Source organism: Asanoa sp. NPDC049573 (assembly GCF_040676615.1).
Taxonomy (GTDB): Bacteria; Actinomycetota; Actinomycetes; order Mycobacteriales; family Micromonosporaceae; genus Asanoa.
This window is the reverse complement of record NZ_JBFAPI010000021.1, coordinates 1-25,440: the sequence shown is the minus strand read 5'-3', so window position 1 is coordinate 25,440 and position 25,440 is coordinate 1. Positions and strand designations below refer to the sequence as shown.

General features: G+C 70.6%; 20 protein-coding genes and 2 pseudogenes. 10 read left to right on the top strand and 12 right to left on the bottom strand.

All coding sequences use genetic code 11. From position 1 onward, the window contains the following. Nucleotides 1-47: 47 nt before the first annotated feature. Both AB0J74_RS32855 and AB0J74_RS32850 read right to left on the bottom strand, forming a co-directional pair. On the bottom strand, nucleotides 48-2,315 hold the full coding sequence (locus AB0J74_RS32855) for a hypothetical protein (protein ID WP_363455041.1): 2,268 nt from the start codon (nucleotides 2,313-2,315) through the stop codon (nucleotides 48-50). A 5-nt stretch (nucleotides 2,316-2,320) separates the two neighbouring features. Continuing rightward, on the bottom strand, nucleotides 2,321-3,088 hold the full coding sequence (locus tag AB0J74_RS32850) for a hypothetical protein (RefSeq protein WP_363455038.1): 768 nt from the start codon (nucleotides 3,086-3,088) through the stop codon (nucleotides 2,321-2,323). Nucleotides 3,089-3,255: 167 nt separating this feature from the next. Here AB0J74_RS32850 and AB0J74_RS32845 point away from each other — a divergent pair, with 167 nt between their 5' ends. Continuing rightward, complete coding sequence (locus tag AB0J74_RS32845; RefSeq protein ID WP_363455035.1) at nucleotides 3,256-4,950, top strand: caspase family protein; 1,695 nt, start codon at nucleotides 3,256-3,258, stop codon at nucleotides 4,948-4,950. Between the two features lie 108 nt (nucleotides 4,951-5,058). Here the strand turns inward: AB0J74_RS32845 and AB0J74_RS32840 are convergent, their stop codons facing one another. Then, nucleotides 5,059-6,447 (bottom strand): hypothetical protein, encoded by a 1,389-nt coding sequence (locus AB0J74_RS32840; RefSeq protein WP_363455032.1) that lies wholly within the window; start codon nucleotides 6,445-6,447, stop codon nucleotides 5,059-5,061. Between the two features lie 2 nt (nucleotides 6,448-6,449). Further along, nucleotides 6,450-6,812 (bottom strand): hypothetical protein, encoded by a 363-nt coding sequence (locus AB0J74_RS32835; RefSeq protein ID WP_363455029.1) that lies wholly within the window; start codon nucleotides 6,810-6,812, stop codon nucleotides 6,450-6,452. 137 nt (nucleotides 6,813-6,949) lie between these two features. On the opposite strand from AB0J74_RS32835, the gene AB0J74_RS32830 reads away from it, so the two are divergent. The 5 genes from AB0J74_RS32830 to AB0J74_RS32810 all read left to right on the top strand — a co-directional run bounded on the left by AB0J74_RS32830 (nucleotide 6,950) and on the right by AB0J74_RS32810 (nucleotide 11,298). Continuing rightward, the gene (locus tag AB0J74_RS32830) at nucleotides 6,950-8,908 is read left to right on the top strand and encodes a histidine kinase (protein ID WP_363455027.1); all 1,959 of its coding nucleotides are present in this window, start codon (nucleotides 6,950-6,952) and stop codon (nucleotides 8,906-8,908) included. Then, the gene (locus tag AB0J74_RS32825) at nucleotides 8,896-9,546 is read left to right on the top strand and encodes a response regulator transcription factor (protein ID WP_363455024.1); all 651 of its coding nucleotides are present in this window, start codon (nucleotides 8,896-8,898) and stop codon (nucleotides 9,544-9,546) included. Before AB0J74_RS32830 ends, AB0J74_RS32825 begins: the two co-directional genes overlap by 13 nt. A gap of 136 nt (nucleotides 9,547-9,682) precedes the next feature. Next, the gene (locus AB0J74_RS32820; protein ID WP_363455021.1) at nucleotides 9,683-9,949 is read left to right on the top strand and encodes a hypothetical protein; all 267 of its coding nucleotides are present in this window, start codon (nucleotides 9,683-9,685) and stop codon (nucleotides 9,947-9,949) included. A 39-nt stretch (nucleotides 9,950-9,988) separates the two neighbouring features. After that, entirely contained in the window at nucleotides 9,989-10,522 is a 534-nt protein-coding gene (locus tag AB0J74_RS32815) for an emopamil-binding family protein (protein ID WP_363455018.1), read from the top strand. Continuing rightward, nucleotides 10,519-11,298, top strand: coding sequence for an SDR family NAD(P)-dependent oxidoreductase (locus tag AB0J74_RS32810; protein WP_363455015.1), 780 nt, complete (start codon nucleotides 10,519-10,521; stop codon nucleotides 11,296-11,298). Before AB0J74_RS32815 ends, AB0J74_RS32810 begins: the two co-directional genes overlap by 4 nt. On the opposite strand, the gene AB0J74_RS32805 is transcribed toward AB0J74_RS32810, so the two are convergent. The 3 genes from AB0J74_RS32805 to AB0J74_RS32795 form a co-directional block, all read right to left on the bottom strand. Continuing rightward, nucleotides 11,285-11,938, bottom strand: coding sequence for a TMEM175 family protein (locus AB0J74_RS32805; RefSeq protein ID WP_363455013.1), 654 nt, complete (start codon nucleotides 11,936-11,938; stop codon nucleotides 11,285-11,287). The two genes, AB0J74_RS32810 and AB0J74_RS32805, sit on opposite strands and share 14 nt — an antisense overlap. A gap of 76 nt (nucleotides 11,939-12,014) precedes the next feature. Next, a complete protein-coding gene (locus AB0J74_RS32800; RefSeq protein WP_363455010.1) occupies nucleotides 12,015-14,594 on the bottom strand; it encodes a DUF4062 domain-containing protein in 2,580 nt (859 codons plus the stop codon). Nucleotides 14,595-14,689: 95 nt separating this feature from the next. Continuing rightward, a complete protein-coding gene (locus tag AB0J74_RS32795; RefSeq protein ID WP_363455007.1) occupies nucleotides 14,690-15,661 on the bottom strand; it encodes a polysaccharide deacetylase family protein in 972 nt (323 codons plus the stop codon). A gap of 138 nt (nucleotides 15,662-15,799) precedes the next feature. Here AB0J74_RS32795 and AB0J74_RS32790 point away from each other — a divergent pair, with 138 nt between their 5' ends. Next, nucleotides 15,800-16,378, top strand: a complete 579-nt coding sequence (locus tag AB0J74_RS32790) for a dihydrofolate reductase family protein (RefSeq protein ID WP_363455004.1) — start codon at nucleotides 15,800-15,802, stop codon at nucleotides 16,376-16,378. A gap of 154 nt (nucleotides 16,379-16,532) precedes the next feature. Here AB0J74_RS32790 and AB0J74_RS32785 read toward each other — a convergent pair whose 3' ends face one another. Next, nucleotides 16,533-17,453, bottom strand: a complete 921-nt coding sequence (locus AB0J74_RS32785; protein ID WP_363455296.1) for a LacI family DNA-binding transcriptional regulator — start codon at nucleotides 17,451-17,453, stop codon at nucleotides 16,533-16,535. Then, nucleotides 17,427-17,564 (bottom strand): annotated as a pseudogene (locus tag AB0J74_RS32780) (LacI family DNA-binding transcriptional regulator); the annotation flags it as partial. The pseudogene AB0J74_RS32780 and the gene AB0J74_RS32785, both read right to left, overlap by 27 nt. Nucleotides 17,565-18,371: 807 nt before the next feature. Between AB0J74_RS32780 and AB0J74_RS32775 the strand changes: the two are divergent. Continuing rightward, entirely contained in the window at nucleotides 18,372-21,119 is a 2,748-nt protein-coding gene (locus AB0J74_RS32775) for an AbfB domain-containing protein (protein ID WP_363455001.1), read from the top strand. Between the two features lie 456 nt (nucleotides 21,120-21,575). On the opposite strand, the gene AB0J74_RS32770 is transcribed toward AB0J74_RS32775, so the two are convergent. From AB0J74_RS32770 to AB0J74_RS32760, 3 genes are all read right to left on the bottom strand, one after another. Then, nucleotides 21,576-22,265: a VOC family protein gene (locus AB0J74_RS32770; protein ID WP_363454998.1), complete on the bottom strand. Its 690-nt coding sequence runs from the start codon at nucleotides 22,263-22,265 to the stop codon at nucleotides 21,576-21,578. Nucleotides 22,266-22,316: 51 nt separating this feature from the next. Then, the gene (locus AB0J74_RS32765) at nucleotides 22,317-23,747 is read right to left on the bottom strand and encodes a serine hydrolase domain-containing protein (protein ID WP_363454995.1); all 1,431 of its coding nucleotides are present in this window, start codon (nucleotides 23,745-23,747) and stop codon (nucleotides 22,317-22,319) included. 96 nt (nucleotides 23,748-23,843) lie between these two features. Continuing rightward, nucleotides 23,844-24,368 (bottom strand): hypothetical protein, encoded by a 525-nt coding sequence (locus AB0J74_RS32760; protein WP_363454992.1) that lies wholly within the window; start codon nucleotides 24,366-24,368, stop codon nucleotides 23,844-23,846. A 331-nt stretch (nucleotides 24,369-24,699) separates the two neighbouring features. Here AB0J74_RS32760 and AB0J74_RS32755 point away from each other — a divergent pair, with 331 nt between their 5' ends. Together AB0J74_RS32755 and AB0J74_RS32750 are read left to right on the top strand one after the other, a co-directional pair. Continuing rightward, nucleotides 24,700-24,945, top strand: a complete 246-nt coding sequence (locus AB0J74_RS32755; protein WP_363454989.1) for a ricin-type beta-trefoil lectin domain protein — start codon at nucleotides 24,700-24,702, stop codon at nucleotides 24,943-24,945. Between the two features lie 112 nt (nucleotides 24,946-25,057). Further along, nucleotides 25,058-25,440: pseudogene (locus tag AB0J74_RS32750) on the top strand (hypothetical protein); the annotation flags it as partial.

Below are 25,440 nucleotides of genomic sequence, written 5' to 3'. Positions count from 1 at the left end.
CGGGAGACGGATGACCGACGAATGATCAACTGATGGACAGGCAAGGCTCAGCTCTCCGGGTAGAGGGCGGACTGGATCGCCTCGATCGCGTCGAGTGGGGGGTTGAGCGTGCCGGGCTCGGACCATTCGAGTGTCTGCTCGTGGAGCAGACGACGCAGGTCCGGATCTGTTTGCGTGATGGTGACGAGTAGTTGGGCCAGCGCCGCTCGGGCGTCGGCGTCGCGGTCGACCAGTCGGGTCCACTCGTGCATCGCGGTCATGGCGAGGTCGGCGAAGTGGTTGCTCTCAGCCAGGACGAAGTACCAGAGGTCGGCCAGGCCGATCCACAACCGATGCTGATCGCGCGCGAGGTAGAGCAACGCTGGCCACCGCGCGCCGGCGGACGGCTTCGTCCGCCGGCCACGTCCGCTGGTGACCGCGGACCTTTCGAACGTCGCGCCGACCACGGGTGACATGACCAGACCACGGGCCATCACGATGAAGGCGAGCTGCGCGGTCAGCGTCCGGTCCTCGTCGTCATTCCAGGACTTGATGGTGGCGAGAATAGGCTCGGCGTACTTCGCGTTCTCGAGGATGCACAGCTCCGCGAGGCTGGCCCCGACCGCCAGCGAGACTCGGAGATTGTCGATCCGGGCGAGCGTGTTGAGCGCGGCGAGGGCCCGGTTCGGGTCGTGCCGGCCGAGGCTGTAGCCGAAGGCGCGTGCCGCCGACGCCTGGAGCGTGCGGTTGTTCCCGTTGCGATACCAGCTCTCGACCAGGCGGAATACCGCCGGCTGAAGCTCGGTGTCGGCGGCTGGCACGTGCAGCGCGAAGGCCACCGCCTCCCGCAGGGAAGCACTTCGACTGCCGGCCCACCGCGTGAAGATGGTGTCCGTCACGTAGTCGAACGAGAAGGTCGACAACATCCCGAGCGCCGTCGCTGCCCACACCCGGACCGCCTCCGATCGGTGGGAGCTCAACTCCGCCAGCCACTCCAGCAGGATGTGCTGCACCGTGAACTCCGACCAGGCCCGGTGCAGCACCCGCCGGGCGTACCCGGGCGTGCGGAACCGGACCACTTCCACCCGGGTGGTGCCATGGGGTCCAAGGGCCCACTCCACCGCGGCCTCGGCCCTCAGCGTTCGCAACCGGTCACGTCGGGTCGTGCCCAGATCGTCGCCGGGGCGCAGGGTCGCCCTGCTGAGCTGGGCCTGGGCGAGTGCGTCGTGTGGTGGCGGTTCGAGTCGGCGTTTGAGTCCGTGCAGCGCCTCGGTTACGTATTCGTAGGCCAGCCCGTTGAACGCGGCGAGGGCGATCGCATGGCAGCGGTGATCGAGATCCGGCAGGTTGTCGAACCAGTTCTGAAAGTCTTCGGTGATCCGCGCTGACATGTAGGAGCGGACGTCGTCGAGGTCGAACCCCTCCTTGGTGTATTGCCGCACGATCACTTGCGCCAGCTCGCTCGCGTGCCGCCGCGGTGCCGCGTCGCTGAACAGTTCCTCGATCAGCTCGTCGAGGCCATCAAGCGTTGGCGCCGTGCCGGTGTCCCGCGAGAGCCAGCTCAGGAGCTCTCGGACGATCGACGCGTGGTCCGGTGGTGGGGGCAGCAACCGGGCGTGTTCGACGAGTTCGTCGTCGCGCAGGCCCTGGTCGCTCGGCACGGTGACGAAGAGGTGGGAGTTCTTCTCGTCGAGGCTGGCGGCGAGGGCGTTGAACCGGTGGGCGGTGAACTCGGTCGCGTCGACCAGGTCGTAGAGGATGTAGCCGATGCCGGGTTCGATCTTCTCGATGAGGTCGTCAAGTTGAGCGGCTCCGCGCAGCAGGAGGATCCGCTCGACGCGCCGTTCGACGAGCAGGCGGATGGCGGCGGCCGTCTTGCCATGCCCGGCCGGGCCGCGCACGATGACCGCTCGACGGTCACCGATCTCGGCCTGGAAGGCCTCGAAGCCCTCCGGTTTGACGTAGGCGGACTCGATCTGCTCGCGAATGTGCTTGGCGAGCTCGCCGGGCTGCAACCTCGCGGCCGCGGCAGCCTGGACGAAGGACAGGTGCTGGTCGCCACCGACGAAGGTGGCGCCGACCAGATGGCCTCCGTGCACCTGGTTGCCGACGATCTCGGCGGTCGCGCCGTCGCGGTATTGCTGGCTGTTCGAAACGCCGCCTACGGGCACGTCGCCGGCCTCGCCCAGCCCGTTACCCGTGCGGCCAGCGGTGTCGTCGGCGTCGTCCGCGGCGGTGGCCGGCTCCGCTGTCGGCGATTGCGAGGTCGCCGGCTCGCCGGCGGGCTCGGACGATGGTTCGGACGTCGCTTCCGGCGCTGCCTGTTCGTCGGACATCGGCGCTACCGTCCGGCACCGGTGTTGTGCTGGTCGCCACCTATGAAGGTGGTGGGACCGCTGAAGGTTCCGCCGAATACCTGGTTTCCGACCCGCGCCGGCTCCTGACGCGCCTGGGTGTGCCGCGGGTCCAGCTGAGCCGGGCCGGCCGCCGGCGGGACCGGGTCGCTGGCCGCGGCGGTCGTGTCCGTCGGCGGCTGCGGCACCCCGGGCACGCGTACCCATGCGGGTTCGTCGAAGTTCTTGACGACTGCCCGGGCGGGTGCCCACTCCGCGGCGCTCGCCGGAAGATGGCCCGCACCGAGCACGGTCTTGTAGAGGGGCGCACTGACGATGACCGAGAGCCATGCCTCGGGATGGTCGGTCAGCCCGGCCCGGACCGGCTGAGAGTCGACAAGGCGCGCCGCGTCGTTGATGGCGCTGCCGACCCAACCGTCGTCGTCTGGCTTGATGAGCCCATGATGAACGGCCATCCGTAGCCGCATCCGGTAGGGCTCGGTATGGCGCTCAGCATGATCTCGCAGTGCCTGGTCGATGCGGTCGACCAGCGGACCGAGCACGCGCACCGGTGATGCGGTATGGAAGAAGAGCATCACCGCGTCGCCGCGGTCCTCGTGATCCATTCTTTCGGCGCCCAGCGCGGCATCGGCCACGGCGCCGCGCATCAGGTCATAGAGGGACCGGCGCAGGTCACCCTGGACCGTGTCTGTTCGGGCGGAGTAATTCTCGATGTCGACGATCACGATCAAGGCCAGGTGGGCCGTTGTGTCCATCCGGACGTCCTCTCCGCGCGAAGCCGTTCTTGGTATAGCGCGCGCGCTGTCTGTCCTTGAAGGCCAGATGGCGCACTCGATAGGTGTGACCGGCGCTAGCCTTCGTCCGTGAGCCACCGTCCGGAGCGTCCGCGTCTGATCGAGCGCGCTGGCAACCAGGGGACCTGATGCCCGGAGTCCGCCACGCGTTGATCATCGCCACGGCGAGATACACCGACCGGGAGCTGACCCAATTGCGCACGCCCGGCCAGGACGCGGCCGAACTCGCCGACGTGCTCGCCGACCACTCCCGTGGCCAGTTCACCGTCGTCACCGTGCTCGACCACGATGTGCTCGGCATGCGGTTGGCCATCAGCGACTTCCTCATGGCACGAAAGCCCGACGACGTCGTCGTCGTATATCTGTCATGTCATGGCATCCGCGACGCGCGTGGAAGGCTCTACTTCGCCGCCGTCGACAGCCGACGCTCGCGACTGGCCGCCACAGCGGTCGAGGCAAGGTGGTTGACCGATCAACTCGACGAGTGCGCCGCAACACGCCAGGTGCTGGTCGTGGACTGCTGCTTCAGCGGAGCCTTGGCCAGCGGCGTCAAGGGTGACGACGTTCTCCTCGGGCTCAGGACGCACGGACGCGGTCGCATGATCCTGACGGCATCGCGGGCAACCGAATACGCGTTCGAGGGCGCGTCCGGGAAAGATGGTGCGCCGGGATCGTCGGTCTTCACGGCCGGCCTCGTCGAGGGCCTGCGTACAGGCGGCGCCGACGCACGACGGCGTGGCTATATCACTGTCACCGAGGCCTACGACTATGCCTATGACTACGTCATCCGCAACGGCGGCGCGCAAACGCCGCAGATGTTCGCGGAGCGAGTAGAGGGCACGTTCGTTCTGGCCCGTAACCCCCTCGTCGCCAACGGGCGCGCCGTGTCCATTGACGCGGACCCGTCGTCGGTTCAGCGCGGGGCCGCACCGAGGCCCGCATCAGCGGCTCTTCCCACGCCGGTGTCGACCATCGAGGTCGGCGCCTTCCGCACGTTCGGCGCCGGTCGGTTGGTCGCCCTGGCGGAGAACGGCGACCGAATCGCGGTCGCGGGCTCGGCCGGCGTCACCGAGTACGTGCTGGGCACCAAGCGGAGCCGAACCACCCGGTTCGCCGGGAGCGTCCATGCGCTCGGGTACGGGATCTCCGAGTTCTTCGCGGTCGGCTGGGACGCCCGCGACTGGATCGTCCGCCGGAGCGATCCGGCGCATGCGCCTATGGTCCTGACGTCGTTGCGACGGCATGACGTGCGGTCCGTCGCGTTGGACCATCACGCGACGACCCTGGCCGTAGCGACGCCGACGACGGTGGGTGTCTTGCGACTCCAGGACGGATCCATCCGTTGGCTCCCAAACCGGGAACGACGGGCACCGCGGCTCGTCACGATCAGCGGCGACGCTGCTCGGCTCGCGGTCGTTGACGGCGACGGGGTGGTCGTTGTCGATGCGCACAGCGGCACGGTGGTCTGTGTCTACGAACTGCCCGACATCCGCGTGATCGGGCTGTCCCCTGATGGTCGCACGCTGGTCACCGCCGATCACGCCGGCAGGTTGAAGGTGTGGGACACGCTCCACACGGCGTTACCTGTCGACGAGGCATTCTTCGACACCTCCGTCCAGGACCTGGCCGCGGGCAAGGAGGGACAAGAGATCGTCGTCGGGATGGCCACCGGCGAGACTCTCTGGTGGAACCGTGCGGCGGGCACGGCAGCTGTGCTGGAATCCCACCCACCCGGGCCGGCGGCGGTCTGCCTCCGTGGGAACCGTCTCGCGAGCGGCGGCCCGGACCGCGACGTCCACGTGTGGCAGACAGAGGTGCCGTGAGCGGGCCGACGTACTGAGTCGAAAACCTGGGCGGCGCGGGCTCACCTGCCCCCGTTGGCCTCTCACGGTCCGGGTTGACGCTCGTCGGTGTGCGGGACGCGCCGGGTGTCAATGGCGTACGGACGGCAGGTCGAACTCGTCGTTCGGCGTGTGGAGCAGGCGCCAGGCCGCCCAGGCGAAGCCCACGGTGGTCAGCCCCCAGCCGATCAGGTCGAGCCAGCGCACCCCGGTGAGCACCGAGGTGAGGTGGATCGGCTGGGAGACGACCAGGCCGATCGCCAGCCAGGTCGGCGCCATCCGGGCTCGCCACAGCGCCACTCCGATCAGGACGGTGCCGATCAGGTGGCCGGCCACGAAGACCAGGCCGAGGGCGTCGGTCTGCGGGCTCGCCGCCAGGCCGGAGTGGAGCTGGAACGCCACGTCGCGATCCACCTCCGGGTGCGTCCCGGTGACGTAGGCGAGCACGTCGCCGTAGGGGCCGCCGGCGAACAGCGCCAGATAGCCGGGCACCGCGAGGCACAGGGCGATCGTGGTGAGCAGCGGCGCGCGCCGGCGGGTGTGCCAGGCGACCGCCAGGACGCCCGCGCAGCCGGTCAACGCGACCAGGCTGCCGATCGCGATCGCGGACCGCTCGAACGAGGTCGCCGCGACCAGCTTGTCGAAGATCTCCCGAGGCGCGTCGTTGTCGCCGTAGGGAAGCCGGAACCGGAACGCGGTTACGAACAGCGCGACCGGCACCGCGGCAAGGGCGAGGAGCCACCGCCAGGTGGTACGCGTGCCGCCCGCGCCCGACGGCCCGGCGACATCGCCCGGCGGCAGGTCGAAGTCGGCGTCCGGCGTGCGCAACAGGGCGACGGACGCAGCGGCGTACCCGATCGCGGTCAGCGCCCAGGACGCCGCCGCGCCGGCGTTGCCGCCCGGCATCAGCAGGTGCGCCGGCCCGGACAGCCCGAGCAGCAGCGCGACCCAGCCCGGCGTGACGCGGGAACGCCACAGCGCCAGCCCCAACAGCACGAAGCCGACCGTCTGGCCGAGCAGGAAGATCAGGAACTGGCCGCCGACCCACGGGTTGGCCTGCACCAGGTCGTCGATGACAGCGACCCTGGTCGGGTCGAGCCCGCGCTCCGCCGCGATCACCGCGACCTGGTCGTTGCCGGCCAGGGTGGCCGAGAACGCGAGCAACAGCAGGACGCCGGCGGCCAGTGTCAGCTTTGGCGCCGCGCGGCGCGCGGTCCACAGCACCGCCATGGTCGCCGGCAGCACCGTGACCGCGAAGAACACCGACAGCCAGAGGCTGGCCTGGGCCCGCCCGGGCGCCTCGGCGGCGCCGGCGATCGCCCGGGCCAGGTTGGCGCCGACCGGCCAGGGCACGACCAGCATCTCGAGCGCCAGCGCGATGATCGGCAGGGGAGCGAGGATCGCGAGGGTACGGCGCCAGAAGCGGCGCAGGTCCCGGGTCCCGACGACCGCCGGGGTGGGAGCGAGGGTGGTCGCCATGGCTACGCCACCCCGGCGCGGACGGTCGGCCGCAGGGCCGGCGCCAGCAACGCCACCGCGACCAGGGTGAGCACGAGACCGACGGTGGCGAGGGCGACGGCCGGCGCGGGCACGTCGTCGACGAAGAACGCGGGCACGGCCGCCAGCGCGGACAGCAGCCGGGTGACGACCACGGCGACGATGCCGGCGCGGCTGCCCCGCCAGCCGAGCACGACGCCGGCCAGCGTGATGACGCCCAGCACGGCGCCGGCGATCACGACGGCCAGCGGTGGTCCGTCGACGCCGCCGGCGATGCTGGCCACGTCGCCGAGGCCGAGCAGGGCGGCCAGCACGAGGCCGGTCGTGGTCATGGCGGTGCGGTTCATGGCTCCTCCTCCAGGGAGTGCGGTGGTGAAATCAGCGTCGGCCGGCGGGCGGGGTCGGCGGATCGGCACTGGCACGGGAACCGAACTCCGTGCTGGCACGGGTTCGCACCGGGCGTCGCGGGCCCTACCGTGAACGCATGGCTCTCCTGGCGTACGCGCTCGCCGGGCTGGTCGCTGTCGTCGGCGTGCTCAGCGCGGTGCTGGTCGGCCAGGCACCCGACATGGCCGGCTACGTCGGCACGGCCCTGGCGCTCGGCCTGTTCTCGGTCGTCCTCGGCGTGCTCGTCGCCCGCCGCCGCCCGCACAACGTGGTCGCACCGCTGCTCGTGCTCGTCGGCGCGTCACCCGTCTGGGTGGCGTTCGGCGATCTCTACACGAAGGTGGCCGAGGTCCGCCCCGGGCTGCTTCCGGTCTGGGACTGGTATGTCGCGTTCTCGCCGGGCACCTGGATGGTGCTCTACGTGCCGGCGGCGCTGCTGATGCTCTACTTCCCCGATGGCCGCCTGCTCGGTCCGCGCTGGCGCTGGGTCGTGGTCGGGCTGGTGGCGGTGCCGCTCGCGTTCGCGGCCGGCGCGGCAGGGGACCCGGCTGCCTATCCGGCGCCGTTCGCCGGCGTGCGACACCCGTACACCCTGTCGGGCTGGATCGTGTTCCTGGTCCTCGCTCTGCTTCCGGTGTTCCTCGGCCTGCTGGTCGCCTCGGTGGCCGCGATGATCGTGCGCTACCGGCGGGCGGCCGACCCGGTCAGCCAGGCGCAGGTCAAGTGGTTCGCGCTCGGGGCGCTGTTCCTGCCGGCGACGCTGCTGCTGTGCTGGGCGTCCTATCTGTTCACCGACAGTCCCAACCTCGTGCTGGCCGGGCTCGCCGCCACCTTCGTCGCGCTGCCCGCCGCGACCGCGATCGCGCTGCTGCGGCACGACCTCTACGACGTCGACAAGGCGATGAGCGCGGCGGCGACCTACGGGCTGGTCACCGCCGTCCTGCTCGGCTTCTACACCGTGGCCGCGTTCCTGGTCGGCCTCGGCGCCGGTGGCACCTCGCCGGTGGCCGCCGCGGCCGCCACCGCAGTCTGCGCCGCGGTGCTGGCCCCGTTGCGGGTGCGGCTGCAACGCCGCGTCGACCGCCGGCTCTATCCGGCCCGCCGGGCCGCGCTGGCGGCGATCGAGGTGCTCGGTGACCGCACGCACGCCGGCGAGGCCTCGCCGGAACAGCTCGAGGAGGTGCTCCGCACGGCGCTGCGCGATCCCGGGCTGCGGGTGGGCTATCTGGTGCCGGGGGAGTCCGGGCTGGTCTCCGCATCGGGCGCCGCGCTGGCGGTCGGCGACTCGCTGCGCGTGCCGGTGCGGGCCGGCGGGCACGAGATCGGCGCCCTGTTGCGCGGCACCGTGGGCAGCCGCTCGCTGCTGCGCGAACTGGCCGACGCGGCCGCGCTGCTGGTCGAGCTCGTCGCGGTGCGCATCGAGCTGCGCCAGGCGCTGTCCGATGTGGAGTCGTCGCGGACCCGCCTGCTGCAGGCCGGCTACGCCGAACGGCGGCGGCTCGAACGCGACCTGCACGACGGTGCGCAGCAGCGGCTGGTCTCGCTGGGCATGTCGCTGCGCCTGGCCCAGCGCCATCTCGGCGACGGCACGGTCGACGTCGACGGCCTGCTCGACGAGTCGGTGGCGTCGCTCGGCCTGGCCGTCGCGGAGTTGCGCCAGATCGCCAACGGGCTGCGTCCGTCCAGTTTGGACGACGGGCTCGGGCCGGCGCTGTCGTCGCTGGCCAGCAAGGTACCGATCCCGGTGGCCCTCGACGTGTGTGCCGACCCGGTGCCCGACGACGTGGCCACGACCGCGTTCTTCGTGGCCAGCGAGGCGCTGACCAACGCGGTCAAGCACGCGTCGCCGGGCTCGATCGGGCTGCGGGTGGCCCGGCTCGACGGCCGGCTGACCGTGCGGGTCAGCGACGACGGCGCCGGTGGGGCGGTGGTCCGGCCGGGCGCCGGCCTGGCCGGTCTCGCCGACCGGGTTGCCGCGGCCGGGGGTCTGCTCTCGCTGACCTCGCCGAGCGGCCGCGGCACGGTCGTCGAGGTGGTGCTGCCGTGCGCGTCGTGATCGGCGAAGACTCGGCGCTGTTCCGCGAAGGGCTCGCGCGGCTGCTCGCCGACGCCGGCCACGAGATCGTGGCCAAGGTCGGCGACGCGCCCGCGCTGGTGGCCGCGGTTGCGGCGCACGGCCCGGATCTGGCGGTCATCGACGTACGCATGCCGCCCGACCTGACCGACGACGGCGCCCGGGCCGCCCGCACGATCCGGGCCGCCCACCCGGCGCTCGGCATCCTGCTCCTGTCGCAGCACGTCGAGACCCGCCATTCGGTCGAGTTGGTCGCGTCGGGCGGCTTCGGCTATCTGCTCAAGGACCGGGTGCTCGACGTCGACGACTTCCTCGACGCGCTGCGCCGGGTGGCCACCGGCGGTTCGGCGCTCGACCCGGAGGTGGTCGCCCGGCTGCTCGGGCCGCGCCGGGCCGACGACCCGCTGTCGGCCCTGACCGGTCGCGAGCGCGAGGTGCTGGCCCTGATGGCCGAGGGACGCACCAACGTGGGCATCGCCCGGCGGTTGTGGCTCACCGACCGCACGGTCGAGACCCACGTCGGCTCGATCCTGGGCAAGCTCGGCCTGGCCAACAGCGACGAGGACCACCGCCGGGTCCTCGCCGTGCTGATGTACCTGGGCCGCCCCGTCACACCCTAGGCGGACCGCCGCGCCACCTGAGCTCACTGCGTGGTGAACGGCGGCGCGGTGAGTGCGGCCACGCAGGAGGTGTCGTAGCCACCGGCGGGCTGGTCGAAGAAGTCGACGAAGGTCGCCCGGGCGCACGGAGTGACCGGTGCCGCGCTGGTCGACGAAGATCACGTCACGGTCGGCGTTCAGGGCCGGTTCGGCGGCGCTGAAGCTGGACGCGTCCGAGCAGGCCCGATCCGCCCGGCCCGCCGGTCAGCCAGACCACCGGGTCCTGCTTGGGCTCCGCCGAGGCGGCCTGGAGCCGCGCGACCGCGATCTGGATCTGCCGCCCGTCGGGCTACTGGTCGCCCGCTATACGCCCCTGTGTTTCGTCGGCGAGCAGTCCCCGCCGGAATGGACCCGGATCGAATAGGTCTTGTTGCGCCGGTGACCGGGGGCCAAGATCGGGGCCATGACCGTGCCGCTGCGCGCCCGTCCGTACGACCTGTTCTTCGTCGCGTTCTTCACCGTCAACGCGCTGCTGATCACCTACATCGTCGACCTCGAGCAGATCGTGGTCGCCGACCCGGCCAACTTCGACTATCCGGTCTGGCCGCCGGCCGGCGCGATCGACCTGGTGCACTGGTGGGGCAACCACTACGACCCGCTGCTGATGGCCCGCCCGCCGTTCTGGCAGATGACCATCTGGATCGACCTGATCTTCTTCGGCCCGTTCTACTTGTTCGCGGTGTACGCGTTCGTCCGCGGCCGCGACTGGATCAAGGTGCCGGCGCTGGTGTGGTCGGGCACCATGCTCGCCAATGTGCTGATCATCCTGATGGACGAGCGCTACGGCGTGACCCCGGCACCGAACTTCGCGATCGTCGTGGCCGCCAACGCGATGTGGTTGATCACGCCGTTCCTGATGATGTGGCGGATGCGGCGCGAGCACCCGTTCACCGCGCCGGCCCCGGCCGCCGCACCAGCAGCGCCGGTCGCCGCGTGACCGCCGGGTTCGCCGCCCGCTACGGCCCCTGGGCGCTCGTCGCCGGCGCGTCGGAGGGCCTGGGCGCGGCCTTCGCGCACCAACTCGCCGCGCATGGCCTCAACGTGGTTCTCGCCGCCCGCCGGGCTGATCCGCTCGCGGCGCTGGCGAAGGAACTGCCCACCGACACGGTCACGGTCACCGCCGATCTGTCGACAATGGAAGGACTGGCCGCCGTCGCCGGCGCCACGGCCGGGCTCGACATCGGCCTCGTGATCGCCAACGCCGCATACTCGCCGATCGGCCGCTTCGTCGAGATGGACCCGGCGCTGACCCGCCGGGCCGTCGACCTCAACTGCCGGATGCCGCTCGACCTCGCCCACCGCTTCCTGCCGCCGATGGTGGCCCGGGGCCGCGGCGGCTTCGTCGTCATGTCCTCGCTGGCCGGCCTGCAGGGTTCGCCACCGATCAGCACCTACGCCGCGACCAAGGCGTTCGGCGCCATCCTGGCCGAGGGCCTCTGGGCCGAGTTGCGCGGCACCGGCGTCGACGTGCTCACCTGCGTCGCCGGAGCGGTCTCGACACCCAACCTGGCCGGCGCGAAGGCCCGCCCGGCGCCCGGCACGCAGACCCCCGAGCAGGTGGCCCGGGCGGCGCTGCGCGGGCTTGGCCACGGCCCGCGGGTGGTGCCGGGCCTCGGCATGCGCGTCTCCTCGGCGCTGATGTCGCGGCTGCTGCCCCGCCGCGCGGCGATCGCCGTCATCGCCCGGGCGTCGCGCGACCTCACTCCCCCCTGATCGGCAGGTAGTAGGCCGGGATGAAGGCCGCGATCACCGCCATGCCGGCGACCGGCACGAAGACGCCGATGACCGTGCCGACGCCGAGCCAGACCAGCGCCGTCGCGAACCGCAGGGTGATCGCCCGGCCGCCGTCGGGCAGCGCGCCGGCGTCGACGAGCCCACCCATCCTGGCGTGCGCCCAGAGGACGTTGAACAGCAGTGCCGCCACCCAGAACGTGACGCCGTAGAGGACGACCGCCACGCCCAAGCCCTCGCCGGCGTGCAGCGCACCGGCCAGGACGGACGCCGGGAAGGGCAGAAACGCGATGTCCAATAGCAGCAGCGTGTTGAGGAACAGGATGCGCCGGTCGATGCCGCGGATGTGTTCGAACATCACGTGATGGTTGACCCACACCTGGCCGATCAGCAGAAAGCTGACGGCGTACGCGAGATAGGACGGCCAGAGCCGCCCGAGCCCTTCCAGGAGGTGGCCGAAGTCTTCCGGCGGCTGGATTTCCAGCACCAACAGGGTCACCGCGATGGCGAAGACCGCGTCGCTGAAGAAGACCAGCCGCACCGGATCGCGCTCGACCCCTGGCAACCGTTGCGGCTTGTCGCGCTGATACACCGTGCGCAGCGACCCGAACCATCCCCTCATGGCACTGTCACACTATCGACGCTGCCGGGTCACCGTCCCGACTTCGATGTATCCGGTCGTCAGCCCGGGTCGGTCGCTACGGCTCCGTCGCGAACGCGACCGCGCTCCGCAAGGTGTCCTCGGTGCCCTGGGCCCAGGCCTCGGGGTAGGCGCTGGTGTCGAACGCCGGCTCGCGGGTCGGCCAGGTCGGCACGTAGGCCCGCATCCAGGCCGCGCCGCCGAACCTCCCGAGCTTGCGGGCCGCCGCGGCCAGGCGCACCGAGCGCTCGGCGTTTCCGCGGCGGGCGGCGAGGTCTGCCAGCGCCCGCAGGTAGAGTGCGGCGCCGGCCTCGTCGCGGGCCGACGCCGAGACGCGCAGGCCGGCCTGGAGTCGGTCTTCGGCACCGTCCAGGTCGCCGGCGGAGATCGAGGTGACCGCGAGACTGTAGAGGGCGACGACCTCGCCGAGATGGTCTTCGGTCTTGCGGGCCACCCGCAACCCGTCGGTGAACTGCTCGGCCGCGCCGGCGTAGTCGCCGTGGTTGAACGGCACCAGGCCGAGCCGGGTGTAGTAGAGCGCGGCCATCCACTCCTCGCCGAGCCGCTCGCCGATCTCCCTCGTCTCGCCGAGCAGCGCTTGGGCCTCGTCGTAGTCGCCACGGTCCAGCGCCAACTGGCCGAGCATGCCGGCGGCCCGGGCGGTGACGTCGCCGTCGTCGTACTGCCGCAGCTTCGGAAGCGCCCGCTCCAGCTTCTCGCGGGCGAGGACCGGGTCGCCGCTCAGGAACGAGATCGCGCCGTCGCCGAAGAGCACGTTCGCCTGCAACAGCGGCGGCATCTCGTCGACGTGGTCGAGCAGCCGCCGGACGGTCCGGGCCGCCTCGTCGACGTGGCCGCGCAGCCACCAGAGCTGCCACATCAGCCAGGCCAGCCGGACGGCGTCCGTCCATTGCCGGGTGTCGATGAGCCAGGAGACGGCGGCGCGGAGGTTGTCGTGCTCGGCCTCCAGCCGGTCGACCGCGGCCGGGTCGGTGGAGGTCGCGCCGATCGGCGGCGCACTGCGGACGGCGAACTCGACGAAGTGCCGGGCGTGCCGGTCGTGCACGTCGTTCCAGTCACCGGCGTCGCGGAGCCGCTCCAGCGCGTACTCCCGGATGATCCCCAGCATCGTGAACCGGGTCTCCCGCTCCTGCCGGGCCGGGGTGATCAGGCTGCTCTCGACCAGCGCGCCGAGCGCCTCGAGCTCGGCGTAGCGCTCGGCGAAGCCGGCCACGGCGTCGATGCCGGCCAGGTCGAAGCCGCCGGCGAAGACGCCGAGCCGGGCGAACAGCCGCTGCTCGTCGGCCGGCAGCAGCTGGTAGCTCCAGGCGATCGTGTCGCGCAGGGTGCGCTGCCGGGCCGGCAGGTCGCGGGCGCCGCCGGTCAGCGTCCCGAGCCGGCTGGCCAGCCGGTCGAGCAGCGCCCGGGGCGTCAGGATGCGGGTCTTGGCGGCGGCGAGTTCGATCGCCAGCGGCAGGCCGTCGAGCCGGCGGACGATCTCGACGATCGCGGCGGCGTCGTCGGGGCCGATCGGGAAGACGCCGCGCACCGCGCGGGCCCGCTCGAGGAAGAGCATCGCGGCGCCGTCGCGCCGGACCGCCGCCACCGGGTCTTCGGCCGGGTCGGGAATCGACAGCGGCGGCACCTCGAAGACGTGCTCGTAGGTCAGCCGCAGCGGCACCCGGCTGGTGACCAGCACAGTGACGGCCGGTGCCGCGTCGAGCACGGTGGCGATCACCGGCGCGGCCATGGCCAGGTGCTCCATGTTGTCGACGATCAAGAGAAGGGAGCGGTTGCGCAGGTACGCGACCACGTCGTCGGCGGCCGACCGGTTGGGCATCGTCCGCAGGCTCAGCGACTGGGCCAACGCGGCGCCGACCAGGCTGGGGTCGGAGATCGCGGACAGGTCGGCGAACCGCACGCCGTCGGCGAAACTGCCGCTGAGCGTCGCGCCGACCTCGATCGCAAGCCGGGTCTTGCCGACGCCGCCGGGGCCGGTGAGGGTGACCAGGCGTACGTCGTCGTCGGTCAGCAGATCGCGCAGTGCGCGCTGTTCGGCGCGCCGGCCGAGCAGCGGGTTCGGCGGCACGGGGAGCGCCGCGGTCGGGAGGTCGCCTGCGAGCGCGGGGGAGTGGCCGCCCGGGCGGAACCGCTCTGTGAGCAGGAGCGCGATGTCGTCGCCGACCGCCTCGCCCAACTCGTCGGCCGAGCGGAAATGGCGGTAGCTGACCCGGGCGTCGGCCCGGATCCGGTCGAGCAGCGCGTGCAGCCGCGGATCACGGTCGGGTGCCGGCGTCTTGACGTAGATGAGCTTCGGCAGGTCTTCGGCCGCGCGGTACTCGTCGTCGACGCCGGAGATCTCCGCGTCCGGCGTAGAGCCGTAGCTCTCCCCGTAGATGCCGATGAACAGCTGGCTCTGCTCGAGGTAGGCCTGGTAGACCTCGTGCGGCGGGTGCGCGCGGACACCCAGCTCGAACATGACCGGGACCAGCCGCATCCGGAGGATCGCGTCGCGGACGGCCAGTCGCTCGGGCTCCAGCTCATCGAGGGTCGAGGAGACGAAGACCCGCAGCCGGTGGTCCGGCGTGTGGATCACGTTGCGCACGTTGCCGGCGACCGGCTGACCCGAACTGTCCATGAAAAGCCATCACATCCCCCGCTACCGGTACAAACCTAACCCAGTGCGGGGGCGGCGACCATGGAGGCCGCGCGTGGCGGCCTCCCGGTCGTCGGCTAGCCGGCGGTGCAGGACCGGATCTGTGGTCGGGCGCTGCTGTTGCCGTTGAACATGGTGGTGAAGCCGAAGGTGTTGCCGCTTCCGTTGGGCCGCATTGTCATGACATTCCCGCTGCTGTCCCAGGTGGCGGTGCCGTTCCAGATCGTGACCACCTTCTGTGGCGGTGTGATGGCCACCACCACGGCCCAGGTGCTGGCGCCGCTGACGGTCACCGAGGTGTTGTAGCGGTCACCCCAGACGTTGGGCGTGGTGGCCGTGGCCGTGCAGGTGCCGCCCGTCGGTGGCGGCGTGGTGCCGCCGCCGTCGGGTGCCACGGCGCGGCCGGTCGACGGGGAGATCATCCCGGGGCACAGGTTGCGGCTGGTCAGGTTGGCCATGATCTGCGGAATCGCGTCGCGGGTGGTCTGCAGCCCGTCGTGCATCAGGATGACCTGCCCGGCTTGCAGCCGCCCGGCGTTGGCGACGATCGTGCCAACGCTGGCGCCGTTCCAGTCCTGCGAGTCGACGTCCCAGATCACCTGCCGCATCCCGAGCGACGAGGCGACGGACTGCAGGGTCGCGTTGGTCTCGCCGTAGGGCGGCCGGAAGAGCACCGGCCGGGTGCCGGTCGCCGACTGGATGGCGTTGCTGGTCTGCGACAGGTCGGACTGCATCTGCGCCTGGCTCATCGAGGTCATGTGCGCGTGGCTCCAACTGTGGTTGCCCACCCACATGCCGGCGGCTGTCTGGGCCTGCGCCGCCGATCGGTTGTTCTGCGCGTTCTGGCCGATGTTGAACATGGTCGCGCGTACGCCGTTGTTGCGCAGCACGGTCAACAGCGCGCTCGTGCTGCCGGTCGGCCCGTCGTCGAAGGTCAGCCCGACGTAGCCGTTGCAGGTGGCGGCGCTGGCCGGGCCCGCGACGGCAACGCCGCCGGTGGCCACGACGGTGGCGACGACGGCCAGCCGGATGGCGTGCCTGAGGGACATAACCGTGGGTCCTCCTTCGGTTGTCTCCGCTCGGCCCGCGGTGATGGATGGCCCGCTCGATGTTTCAGCGCCAATCAATCGACGTCAATGACTTTCGAAACCCGTCCGCCGGTGCCGGGTCGTGGAATGATCCATAACATGGCAGTTACCTACACCTTCGATGTCTTCTCCAGCCTCGACGGCTACGGCGCCAATACCGGGGCCTGGGGCGGCTACTGGGGCAAGCAGGGCCCGGAACTACTGGCCCGCCGCCTGGCGCTGTATTCCGAAGACCAACGAATGGTCTTCGGTGCGACGACGTTCCGCGCGTTCACCGGAATGCTGGCCGAGAGCACGGAAGAGTCCGACGTCCGCGACCCATGGGTCACCAAGATGTGGCAACTGCCGGCAACGGTCGTGTCGACCACGTTGGAGACCCCGCTCGACTGGCCGGACGCCACGCTGGTCAGAGGCGACGCCGTCGACGTCGTCGCCCGGCTCAAGCAGGAGTCGCCGGTGCCGCTGCGGTCGCACGGCAGCCTGTCGATGAACCGCGCGCTGATGGCGGCGGGCCTGGTCGACCGCGTCCACGTCACGGTCTTCCCGGTGATCAGCCCACAGACAGGCGTAGACCCCATCTTCGAAGGCGGCGTCGACTTCGACCTGGACCTGATCGAATCCCGAACCCTCGACGGCCGCACCCAGGAACTGATCTACCGCCCGACCTTGCACGGCTAGGTCCAATCACCAAGGCGACCGCGTCAGCTCTGTCGGCTTTTTGCGCGTGTGTTCCGCACTCGCCGGCCTGCCTGCGTGAGCGTCTGGACCGGTTCTTCGCCGATCAGCAACACCGACCGCCTCGGCCGACTGGCGAGCGGTACCTAGCCAACGGCTACGGGCGCACCGGGCGGCGGCCGCCCAGGGTGCTCTCGCGGGTGATCAGCCGGAACGGTGGCTGCACGTCGTACGGCGGTTGGACCGGCTTTCCCTCGATGCGGGCGACCAACGCCCGCACGGCCAGGCGGCCGATGTGTTCCTTGTCCGGGGAGATCGTGGTCAGCGTGGGATTGCTGAACCGGCCCTCTTCGATGTCGTCGATGCCGATCACCGCGATGTCGTCCGGGATCCGCATCCCCGCCTCGGCCGCCGCCCGCATGGCGCCGATCGCTACCAGGTCGTTGTAGGCGAACACCGCGTCCGGCGGTTGCCGCCGTGCCAGCAGGTCGCGCATCGCCCGCAGCCCGTCGGCCCGACCGAACGCCATCGTCGGCGCGGCCAGCGCCGCGTCGAACGGCAATCCCGCACCCGCCAAGGCTTCCCGATAACCGCGCAGGCGCAGATGGGCCGACTGCCGATGGTCGCCGGCCTGGGCGCCGATGAACGCGATCCGATACCGGTCCAGCGACACCAGATGCTGGACCGCCACGTGGCTGGCCGCGATGTTGTCGATCGCGATATGGTCGTGTGGCACGTCGTAGACGCCCTCGCCGATCAGCACCAGAGGCGTGGCCGGGTCGCGGGCCAGCACCTCCTCGCGGGTCACCGCGACCGGGCTGAAGATCAACCCGTCGACGATCTGGCGCCGCGAGTTGTCGATCACCATCAGCTCACGCTCCCGCTCGCCGGCGGTGTCCTCCATGACCAGCGTGTAGCCGAGTCCGGCGGCCTCGCGGATCGCGGCACCGGCCAGTTCGGCGAAATACGGGTTGTCCAGCTCAGGAATGGCCAGCGCGACGATCCCGGTGCGGCCGCTGCGCAGGTGTCGGGCGCTCAGGTTCGGCGCGTAGCCCAGTTCGTCTATCGCGTCCTGCACGCGTTGCCGCGTCTCCTCGCCCACCGGGCGGTAGCCATTGACCACATTGGACACGGTCGACAATGAGACGCCGGCCCGCGCCGCGATCTCCTTGAGGCTCACGCCCACCTGCGTCCTCCTTCGAGCTGAGTCATGGCAGCCGCCGGGTCCGGCTGAGACAGCCCTGGGTCACGACCACGACCAGGAACGCGCCGCTGACCACCGACCGGACCGACGAAGGCGGTGACGGCGCCCAGGGCCATCTCGTCGTTCTCCGCGTCGACGGCGGTGATGTCGGGGGTGCAGGAGATGATCTGCTCCGTCTTCCGCCGGTTCTTGTCGCGGGCGAGGTCGCCGGTCTCTTGCGCGATGACGGTCGGGCCGGGCGCCTTGGCGACGACCTGGTCGACGAGCCTTTTCTGCGGTAAGTAGTTACGTTATTTCCTGACGAACCACGAAGGATAGCCACCTTTCCCTTGTCGCCGGTCGCTCGGATCATCGGGTCGGCGGCGCGGTTGCCGGCGTCGGGGTTTCCTTCTCGGGGTTGGCGCGCGCCGCGGCCGGCGCGGAGGTGGCCAACGGGGCAACGGCGGTCCGCGCGGCGGCGCGGCCTCCTGGTCATGTCGATCTCCTCGTGCGCGGTAGCGGGCGGTGCAACGGAGACGGCAGATATTGACGGTTGCCCATTGACTGAGGGGTCGATGGGGCTCTATAACGTTATACAGCCGGCTATCGATGTCATTCAAGCGCCGTTACCCAACCCGCTTCGGATCACAGGAGGGCCCATGCCCCTCGACCGACGCCGGCTGCTCGCTGCCGGGCTCGGTGCTGCCGGCGGCCCGCCGCTCCTCGCCGCGCCCGCTTCGGCCCGCCGCCGCGCTTTGGCCCGCCGCCGCGCCCGCTTCGAACCGGCCGCAAATCCCACCAAACCGCGCGGCGGTGTGGCCGGCCGCGTTCCTGCGCCTGCCGCGGGGCGCGGTCCGCGCGCCGGGCTGGCTCGCCACCCACCTGGCCCGACCGGTCTCCAGCCTGTGTGGACAATACGCGCCACCTCGCACTTACGACACCGGCAACCTCGGCCACCGCTCGCGGTCGCGGGTGCTGGCCGGCGAGCGCGGCCTGCTGCGGATCCAGAACCGGAACAGGTCGCGGGTGCTGGCCGGCGAGCGCGGCCTGCTGCGGATCCAGAACCGGACCAGGTCGCGGGTGCTGGCCGGCGAGCGCGGCCTGCTGCGGATCCAGACCGGAACAGCGGCAAGGTGCTCACCGTCCACGCCAGGTCGTCGGCCGACTCGGCCGACGTCGAGCAGTTCGCCGACCACAACCGGCGCATCCTCTGAGAACGGAGTAGGTATGAACCCGTCCCGTCGTACCGCCGTCACTGGTCTATTGGTGTTGGTGTTCGGTTTCCTGGTGCCTGGCGCCGCGCAGGCCGCACCCGCCAAACCACCACCGCTGACCACCCCGTGGACCGCGCAGGCCTTGAACGGCACGCCGTTGCCGGAGTATCCGCGGCCGCAGATGACCCGGCCCGACTGGCAGAACCTCAACGGCGAGTGGCAGTTGCGGCAATCGGCGACCGACGACGCGCCGCAGTTCAACACCACGTTGCCGGAGCGGGTCAACGTGCCGTTCCCCGTCGAGTCGGCGCTGTCGGGCGTGCTGCGGCCGGCCAACGACAACCGCAACTACCTGTTCTACCGGCGTACGTTCAGCGTGCCGGCCGGCTGGTCGGGTCGGCGGGTGCAACTCAACTTCGGCGCCGTTGACTGGCAGACAACGGTCTGGGTCAACGGGACCCTGATGGGCTCGCACACCGGTGGGTATGACGCCTTCACGTTCGACATCACGCCGGCGTTGAACGGCAGCACCAACGAGATCGTCGTGAAGGTCTGGGACCCGAGCGACACCCGGCAGAACGGCAGCCTCCAGCCGATCGGCAAGCAGACCAAGACCCCGAACGGCATCTTCTACACGCCGAGTTCGGGCATCTGGCAGACGGTCTGGCTGGAACCGACGCCGGCCGCGTCGATCAGTTCGGTCGACCTGACGCCGTCACTGGCCAACAACACCATCCGGGTACGGGTGTCCACCCGCGGCACCGTCACCGGCTACTCGGTGCTGGCCGAGGCCATGAACGGGTCGTCCGTGGTCGGCACCGCCACCGGCGCCTTCACCGAGTTCGCCGTGCCGGTGCCCAGCGCGCGGCGCTGGTCGCCGGACGACCCGTTCCTCTACAACCTGCGGGTGACGTTGCGCAACGGTTCGGGCGCCGTCGCCGACCAGACGATGCACTACTTCGGCATGCGGGAGATCACCACGGGTCTGGTCAACGGCGTGCGGCGGCCGCTGCTCAACGGCCAGTTCGTGTTCCAGACCGGCACGCTCGACCAGGGCTTCTGGCCGGACGGCGTCTACACCGCACCGACCGACGCCGCGCTCGCGTTCGACCTGCAGAAGCACAAGGACCTAGGGTTCAACATGGTACGCAAGCACATCAAGGTGGAGCCGCAGCGCTGGTTCTACCATGCCGACCGGTTGGGCGTGCTGGTCTGGCAGGACGTGCCGTCGCTGACCGCGCAGAACATCGACGCCAACGCGGCGCAGCAGGCCCAGTTCGAGACCGAGGCGCGCGAGATCGTCAACGAGCACCGGTCCTCGCCGGCGATGATCGCCTACACCGCCTACAACGAGGGCTGGGGTGAGCGTTCGCTGGCTGACACCCAGCGAGTCGGCCAGAATATCAAGAACCAGGACCCGACGCGGCTCGTCAATGTCCACAGTGGTTACAACTGTTGCCAGTCGCTGGGCAACCCCGGCAACGGTGACATCGACGACTGGCACGTGTACCTCGGACCGGACTCGCCGCTCGCGTCCTCGCGGGTGGCCGTCCTCGGCGAGTTCGGCGGCCTGGGGTTGCACACCCCGGGGCACGAGTGGAGCCCGAGCGGGGGCTTCTTCGCCTACGAGTGGCAGGCCAACGCGACCGCGTTGACGGATCGCTACGTCGGGCTCGTGTCGGGCGTGCAGAACCTGATGCTCGGGCGGGGCCTGTCGGCGGCGATCTACACCGAGATCACCGATCTCGAGGGAGAGCTCAACGGCTTCGTCACCTACGACCGTCAGGTGGTGAAGATGGACCAGGCCCGGGTGCGGGCGGCCAACCAGTCGCTGATCGCGGCGTCGCGGTCGCTGCCGGCGTTGTCACCGACGACGCTGCCCGTCAACCAGCGCCGGTCGCTGCAGGTGACGACGCCCGGCTTCACCAACCGCTACCTGCGCCACCAGAACAGCCTGGCGTACACCGAGGTGGTGACGTCGTCCTCGCCGGCGTTGCTGAAGAACGACGCCACGTACACGGTCCGCGCGGGCCTGGCCGACGCGTCCTGCTACTCGTTCGAGTCGGTCAACTTCCCGGGCCAGTTCCTCCGCCACGCCAACTCCCGCGTGCAGAACTCGGTCAACGACGGCTCCGCGTTGCTGCGCGCCGACGCCACGTGGTGCGCCCGAACGGGTTTGACCGGCTCGGGCGTCTCCCTGGAGTCCTGGAACTTCCGCGGCTCCTACCTCCGCCACTACAACTCCGAGGTCTGGCTCTCCAACGGCGCCGGCGGCGCCGGCTACAACTCCCCGGTCTCCTGGACCGCCGACAGCACCTGGAACTTCGCCGCCCCTTGGGCGCCCTAGCTGGGCCTACGGACGGGTGTGGAGCCGCGGCTCCACACCCGTCCGGGAAGGCCAGGCAGCTTGACGCTGGTCATTGAGGATGAGGTGCGACAGGCAAGCTGAGGGGAGACGCCGGCATGCAGGCCTTTCTCGCGCAGCGAGGCTGGGACCATCGCTGCGGCGCGGGCATGGCACGAGACTGTTTGGCGGTTGGAGTGCTATGCGCGTGGGCGGATCTCCGGTCAAGCAGGCTGGGAAGAAGCACTCACGAACGCTGACGCGGCGCGCCAAGGAGTATTACCGGCAAGCGCGCGCTGATCTCGGGATCGTTGGAGGTGATGTGCCGCCACCGCGATGGCCGCTGGCGGAAGCCGAACCCAAGTGACGGTTCCTCCTCAGCTGATCGTCGGGTCTTGTTGCGCATGGTCAGCGACAGCTCCGTGTGTGTCCCAGCCGGCAGGTCGTCGCCGTGGCTTGCTAGCCCGCGGTGACGGTGAACTCGTTGCCGTCGGGGTCGGTTAGCACTTCGGCGCCGTCGAGCGTGAGGCGTTTCGCGCCCAGGGCGACCAGTCGCTCGACCTCCTCGTCGCCGGTCACCGTGAACTCGAAGCGCTGGCGGCTGCGGCCGGTCTTCGGGGCTACCGGCGGGCCGCCCCAGGAGACCTTGGTGCCGCCGTGTGGGGACTGGATCGCTGTCTCCTCGTTTTCGTCCCAGACCAGCGGCCAGCCCAGCGCCTCGCTCCAGAACAGCCCGACCGCGCGGGTGCCGTCGCACGCGACCTCGCCGAGGAAGCCCGTCCCGGCCAGGAACCTGTTGCCCGCCTCGATCACGTCGAACTCGTAGCCCTCGGGATCGGCCAGCACGACGTGCCCCTCCTCGGGACGCTGCCCCACGTCGAGATGGCTGCCGCCGAGTGCGAGCACCTTCGCGACCGTCTCCTGCTGGTCTTCGTCGGTGGTGCTGGTCAGGTGCAGGTGCATCAGGTTGGGCCGGGCCATCCGGGCCTGGCTCGGGACGAACCGAAGGCCGGGCCGCCGGTCGTCGCCGGGCACGAGCACGCCGCCGGAGTCTTCGACGACCTCCTGGCCGAGCAGGGCGCCCCAGAACCGGGCCACCCGGGCGGGATCGTGGGCGTCGGAGGTCACTGTCAGCAGTCGCGAGAGCATGCCCGGACGTTAGCCACCGACCGCGGGGGCGACAACCGAGATTGCCGGCCGCTACGCGACGTCGGGCCTGGTCATCAGCGGCGACCGCAGATGCAGCTCCAGCCTGGGGCCGGTCAGCGGCACGGTGCTCCACGTCGCGGCCGCTGTGCCCGCGACGGCGTCGACCACCAGCCGCACCCGGTGCGGGGTGGTGATGACGTAGAGGTCGGCGACGAACGTGTCGCCCTGCCACGCGCCCGCCGCGACGACCGGGCGGCCGAGCGGCGAGCTTTCCCGCCATTCGCCATGGCCGACGGAGACCGCGAGGGATTCGCCGAGTCGCAGGCGCCACCCGCTGTCCACCGGCTCGACGACCACGGTGCTCGCGTCGGGCAGGGCTGAATCCACGGCGGAGGCGTCGATGCGCGCCGTGACCGGGCGCCCGTGCCCGGCCGAGCCCGGCGCCGGTGCGAACGACAGCCGCCGTAGCCGCTCCGCGAGGATCTCGTCGTCGCGGGTGCTTCCCGGGCCGTCCAGGCCGGGCAGGAGGAACTCCCAGAACGCGCCGGGCATCGCCTGCCGCGGATCGCCGCCGGTGGTCACGACGACCACCAGATCGTGCGCCGGGTCGACCATGCACAACTGGCCGAAGGCGCCGTCGCCGCGGTAACCGTGCCGTGACATCCAGAACTGGTAGCCGTACCCGACGAGCCCGTCGGGGTTGACCGGGCCGTCGGAGACATAGCGGGTGCCGATGTGCCGGCGGGTCGCGAGTTCGACCCATTCGCGGGGAACGAGTTGCCGGTCTCCCCAGACGCCGCCGCGCAGCAGCAACTCGCCGAAGGCGGCGACGGCTTCGGTCGTGAGGTGCAGTCCGTGGAACCCGAAGACGGCACCGCTGGACACCCGGTCCCATTCGGCGTGGTCGACGCCCATCGGCGCGAAGAGGCGCTCGTCGAGGATCTCGGGCAGGCCGCGACCGGTGACCCGTTCCACGATCCGGGCCAGCACGCCGGTGGTCGCGTTGTCGTAGGTGTGGCTGGTTCCCTCAGGCTCGGTGAACGGCACCCGCAGGAAGCCCTTCACCAGGTCGCCCGGCTCCAGCCGCCAGGCCTCGTCGAGGCTGTCCGTGCCGTGCCCGGCCGTCATGGACAGCAGGTGGTGCACGGTGATGCGGCGTCCCTGCTCCGAGATGTCGGCCGGAACGTGGTCGGGCAGCACGTCGACCACGCGGTCGTCGAGCGAGAGCAGCCCGTCGGCGATCGTCAGCCCCACGGCGACCGAGGTGAACGACTTGGTCAGCGAGTAGAGCAGGTGCGGGCGGTCAGCCGAGTAGGGCGACCACCAGCCTTCGGCGACGACGTGGCCGTGGCGGACGACCATGATCGAGTGGAGCTCGACGGACTGCGCTTCGAGCCGGTCCAGCAGGGCGCCGATCGAACGGGACGAGACACCCGAAGCCGCCGGTGTCGAGCGTGGTAGCAAGGCCCGCTGGGAACGCACCGGGGCACCGTAACAAGGCGCACCGTCCGACTCCCGGAATTTTCGGCGCCGGCGACCCCGGTGAGCGTTACCCACCGGGGTCGTGCCGCGCGCGGATCAGTACGTGACGCCGCCGGGTGCCGGTGCGCCGCCCTTGGCCGTGATGGCGTTGCCGGCCGGGTTGACCGTCCACCACAGTGCGCCGAAGGCGTTGACGCCCTGGCCGTTGGTCTGGCCCGGCGCCGTGTCGGCGATGAACTTGTAGAGCGGATGGTTGTTGTAGGTCGCCTGCTTCGTGTTGTCCTGCCGGTTCGACGTCGCGAGCTTGCCCGCGTCGACGCCGTTGCCGGCCACGACCGCGCCGCCGGTGGTCAGTGGCGGCCACTGCGCCGCGCACGCCCCGTTGCAGGTCGACACGTTGCTCTTGTCGGCGACGAACAGGTAGAGCGCGTTGCCCTGGTCGTCGGTCAGATAGGGCCCGTTGGGGCCGTTGCGGGTCTGCACCGTGACGCTGGCCGGTGGTGCGGCCTTGGCCTCACTCGCGCCCGCCGTGGTCGCTGCGGTCGCACCCGTGATCACAAGCGCCGCACCGGCCACGCCCACTCCGAACTTCGTCCAGAAACTCCTGGACCTTACAGCCATGGCGCTGTCCTTCCCCCCGTGAACAGTTCCAAAGGCCGACGGTACGCCGCGTGTGCCGAGGAGGCCGCAGACGTACATTGACATCGATCTGTTAAGGGTGTTTCTTAATTAGGCACGCCACCGCCTTCGCGCCCGCGCCACCGGCCTACGCCGCGAACGAACCCGTCAACGTCTGGCCCACCACCCTCCGACGGCGGCGGTCGCACCGTCACCCGGTGCCTGCAGCAGCAGTCGTCGATCGCGTTCGCGGCGAGCAGCCCGGGCGCCACGCACACGATCACGGTCAACACCAACGGCATCGGCCTGTCGTTCGTCCGCAACCGACGGCACCGTGCGGGCGCTGGGCAAGTGCCTCGACGTGCGGGACAACTCCACCGCCAACGGGGCCCGGGTGCAGATCTGGACCCGCACGGGCTCGGCCAACCAGCGCTGGACGGCGACCGCGTCGCGCGACCTGACCAGCGTGAGCGCGAACAAGTGCCTGGACGTGGTCGACAACAACTCGGCCAACGGGACGCCGACCCAGATCTGGACCTGCACGGGAGCGGCCAACCAGAGGTGGACGGTGACCGCATGACATCGATGGGCGTTGACTGATCGGACCTCTCGCCGCTAGCGTGAGGTCCTGTCATTTAACAAACCAGACACAATGCGGCCATTCGGCGGTGGCCCGAAGGGAGAAAGACCCGATGGGTATCTCACGCCGATCCGTGCTCGCGGGCGCCGGTGCCACGGCCGCCGCGCTCGCCGCAACCCCGTCCTCCGCCGTCGCCGCCGCGGTCAGCCCGCCCGGCGATGTGGTCGGGAAGATCAGTGTCGGTTATCAGGGTTGGTTCGCGTGTCCGGGTGACGGGGCGCCGATCGGTGGTTGGTGGCATTGGAGTCGTGACCGGTTCCAGCCGCCGTCGCCGTCGAACACGACGATCGTGTCGTGGCCTGATATGCGGGAGTTCACCCGCGGCTATACGACCGCCTACCCGAATCTGGGCAATGGGCAGCCGGCGCAGTTGTTCTCGTCGTACGACGACCAGACCGTCGACACCCATTTCAGGTGGATGCAGCAGTACAACGT

Excerpts from the sequence above, each read along its gene's own strand:
- AB0J74_RS32855 (WP_363455041.1), bottom strand. The coding sequence starts at position 2,315 with ATGTCCGACGAACAGGCAGCGCCGGAAGCGACGTCCGAACCATCGTCC.
- AB0J74_RS32850 (WP_363455038.1), bottom strand. The coding sequence starts at position 3,088 with ATGGACACAACGGCCCACCTGGCCTTGATCGTGATCGTCGACATCGAG.
- AB0J74_RS32845 (WP_363455035.1), top strand. The coding sequence starts at position 3,256 with ATGCCCGGAGTCCGCCACGCGTTGATCATCGCCACGGCGAGATACACC.
- AB0J74_RS32840 (WP_363455032.1), bottom strand. The coding sequence starts at position 6,447 with ATGGCGACCACCCTCGCTCCCACCCCGGCGGTCGTCGGGACCCGGGAC.
- AB0J74_RS32835 (WP_363455029.1), bottom strand. The coding sequence starts at position 6,812 with ATGAACCGCACCGCCATGACCACGACCGGCCTCGTGCTGGCCGCCCTG.
- AB0J74_RS32830 (WP_363455027.1), top strand. The coding sequence starts at position 6,950 with ATGGCTCTCCTGGCGTACGCGCTCGCCGGGCTGGTCGCTGTCGTCGGC.
- AB0J74_RS32815 (WP_363455018.1), top strand. The coding sequence starts at position 9,989 with ATGACCGTGCCGCTGCGCGCCCGTCCGTACGACCTGTTCTTCGTCGCG.
- AB0J74_RS32805 (WP_363455013.1), bottom strand. The coding sequence starts at position 11,938 with ATGAGGGGATGGTTCGGGTCGCTGCGCACGGTGTATCAGCGCGACAAG.
- AB0J74_RS32800 (WP_363455010.1), bottom strand. The coding sequence starts at position 14,594 with ATGGACAGTTCGGGTCAGCCGGTCGCCGGCAACGTGCGCAACGTGATC.
- AB0J74_RS32795 (WP_363455007.1), bottom strand. The coding sequence starts at position 15,661 with ATGTCCCTCAGGCACGCCATCCGGCTGGCCGTCGTCGCCACCGTCGTG.
- AB0J74_RS32790 (WP_363455004.1), top strand. The coding sequence starts at position 15,800 with ATGGCAGTTACCTACACCTTCGATGTCTTCTCCAGCCTCGACGGCTAC.
- AB0J74_RS32770 (WP_363454998.1), bottom strand. The coding sequence starts at position 22,265 with ATGCTCTCGCGACTGCTGACAGTGACCTCCGACGCCCACGATCCCGCC.
- AB0J74_RS32760 (WP_363454992.1), bottom strand. The coding sequence starts at position 24,368 with ATGGCTGTAAGGTCCAGGAGTTTCTGGACGAAGTTCGGAGTGGGCGTG.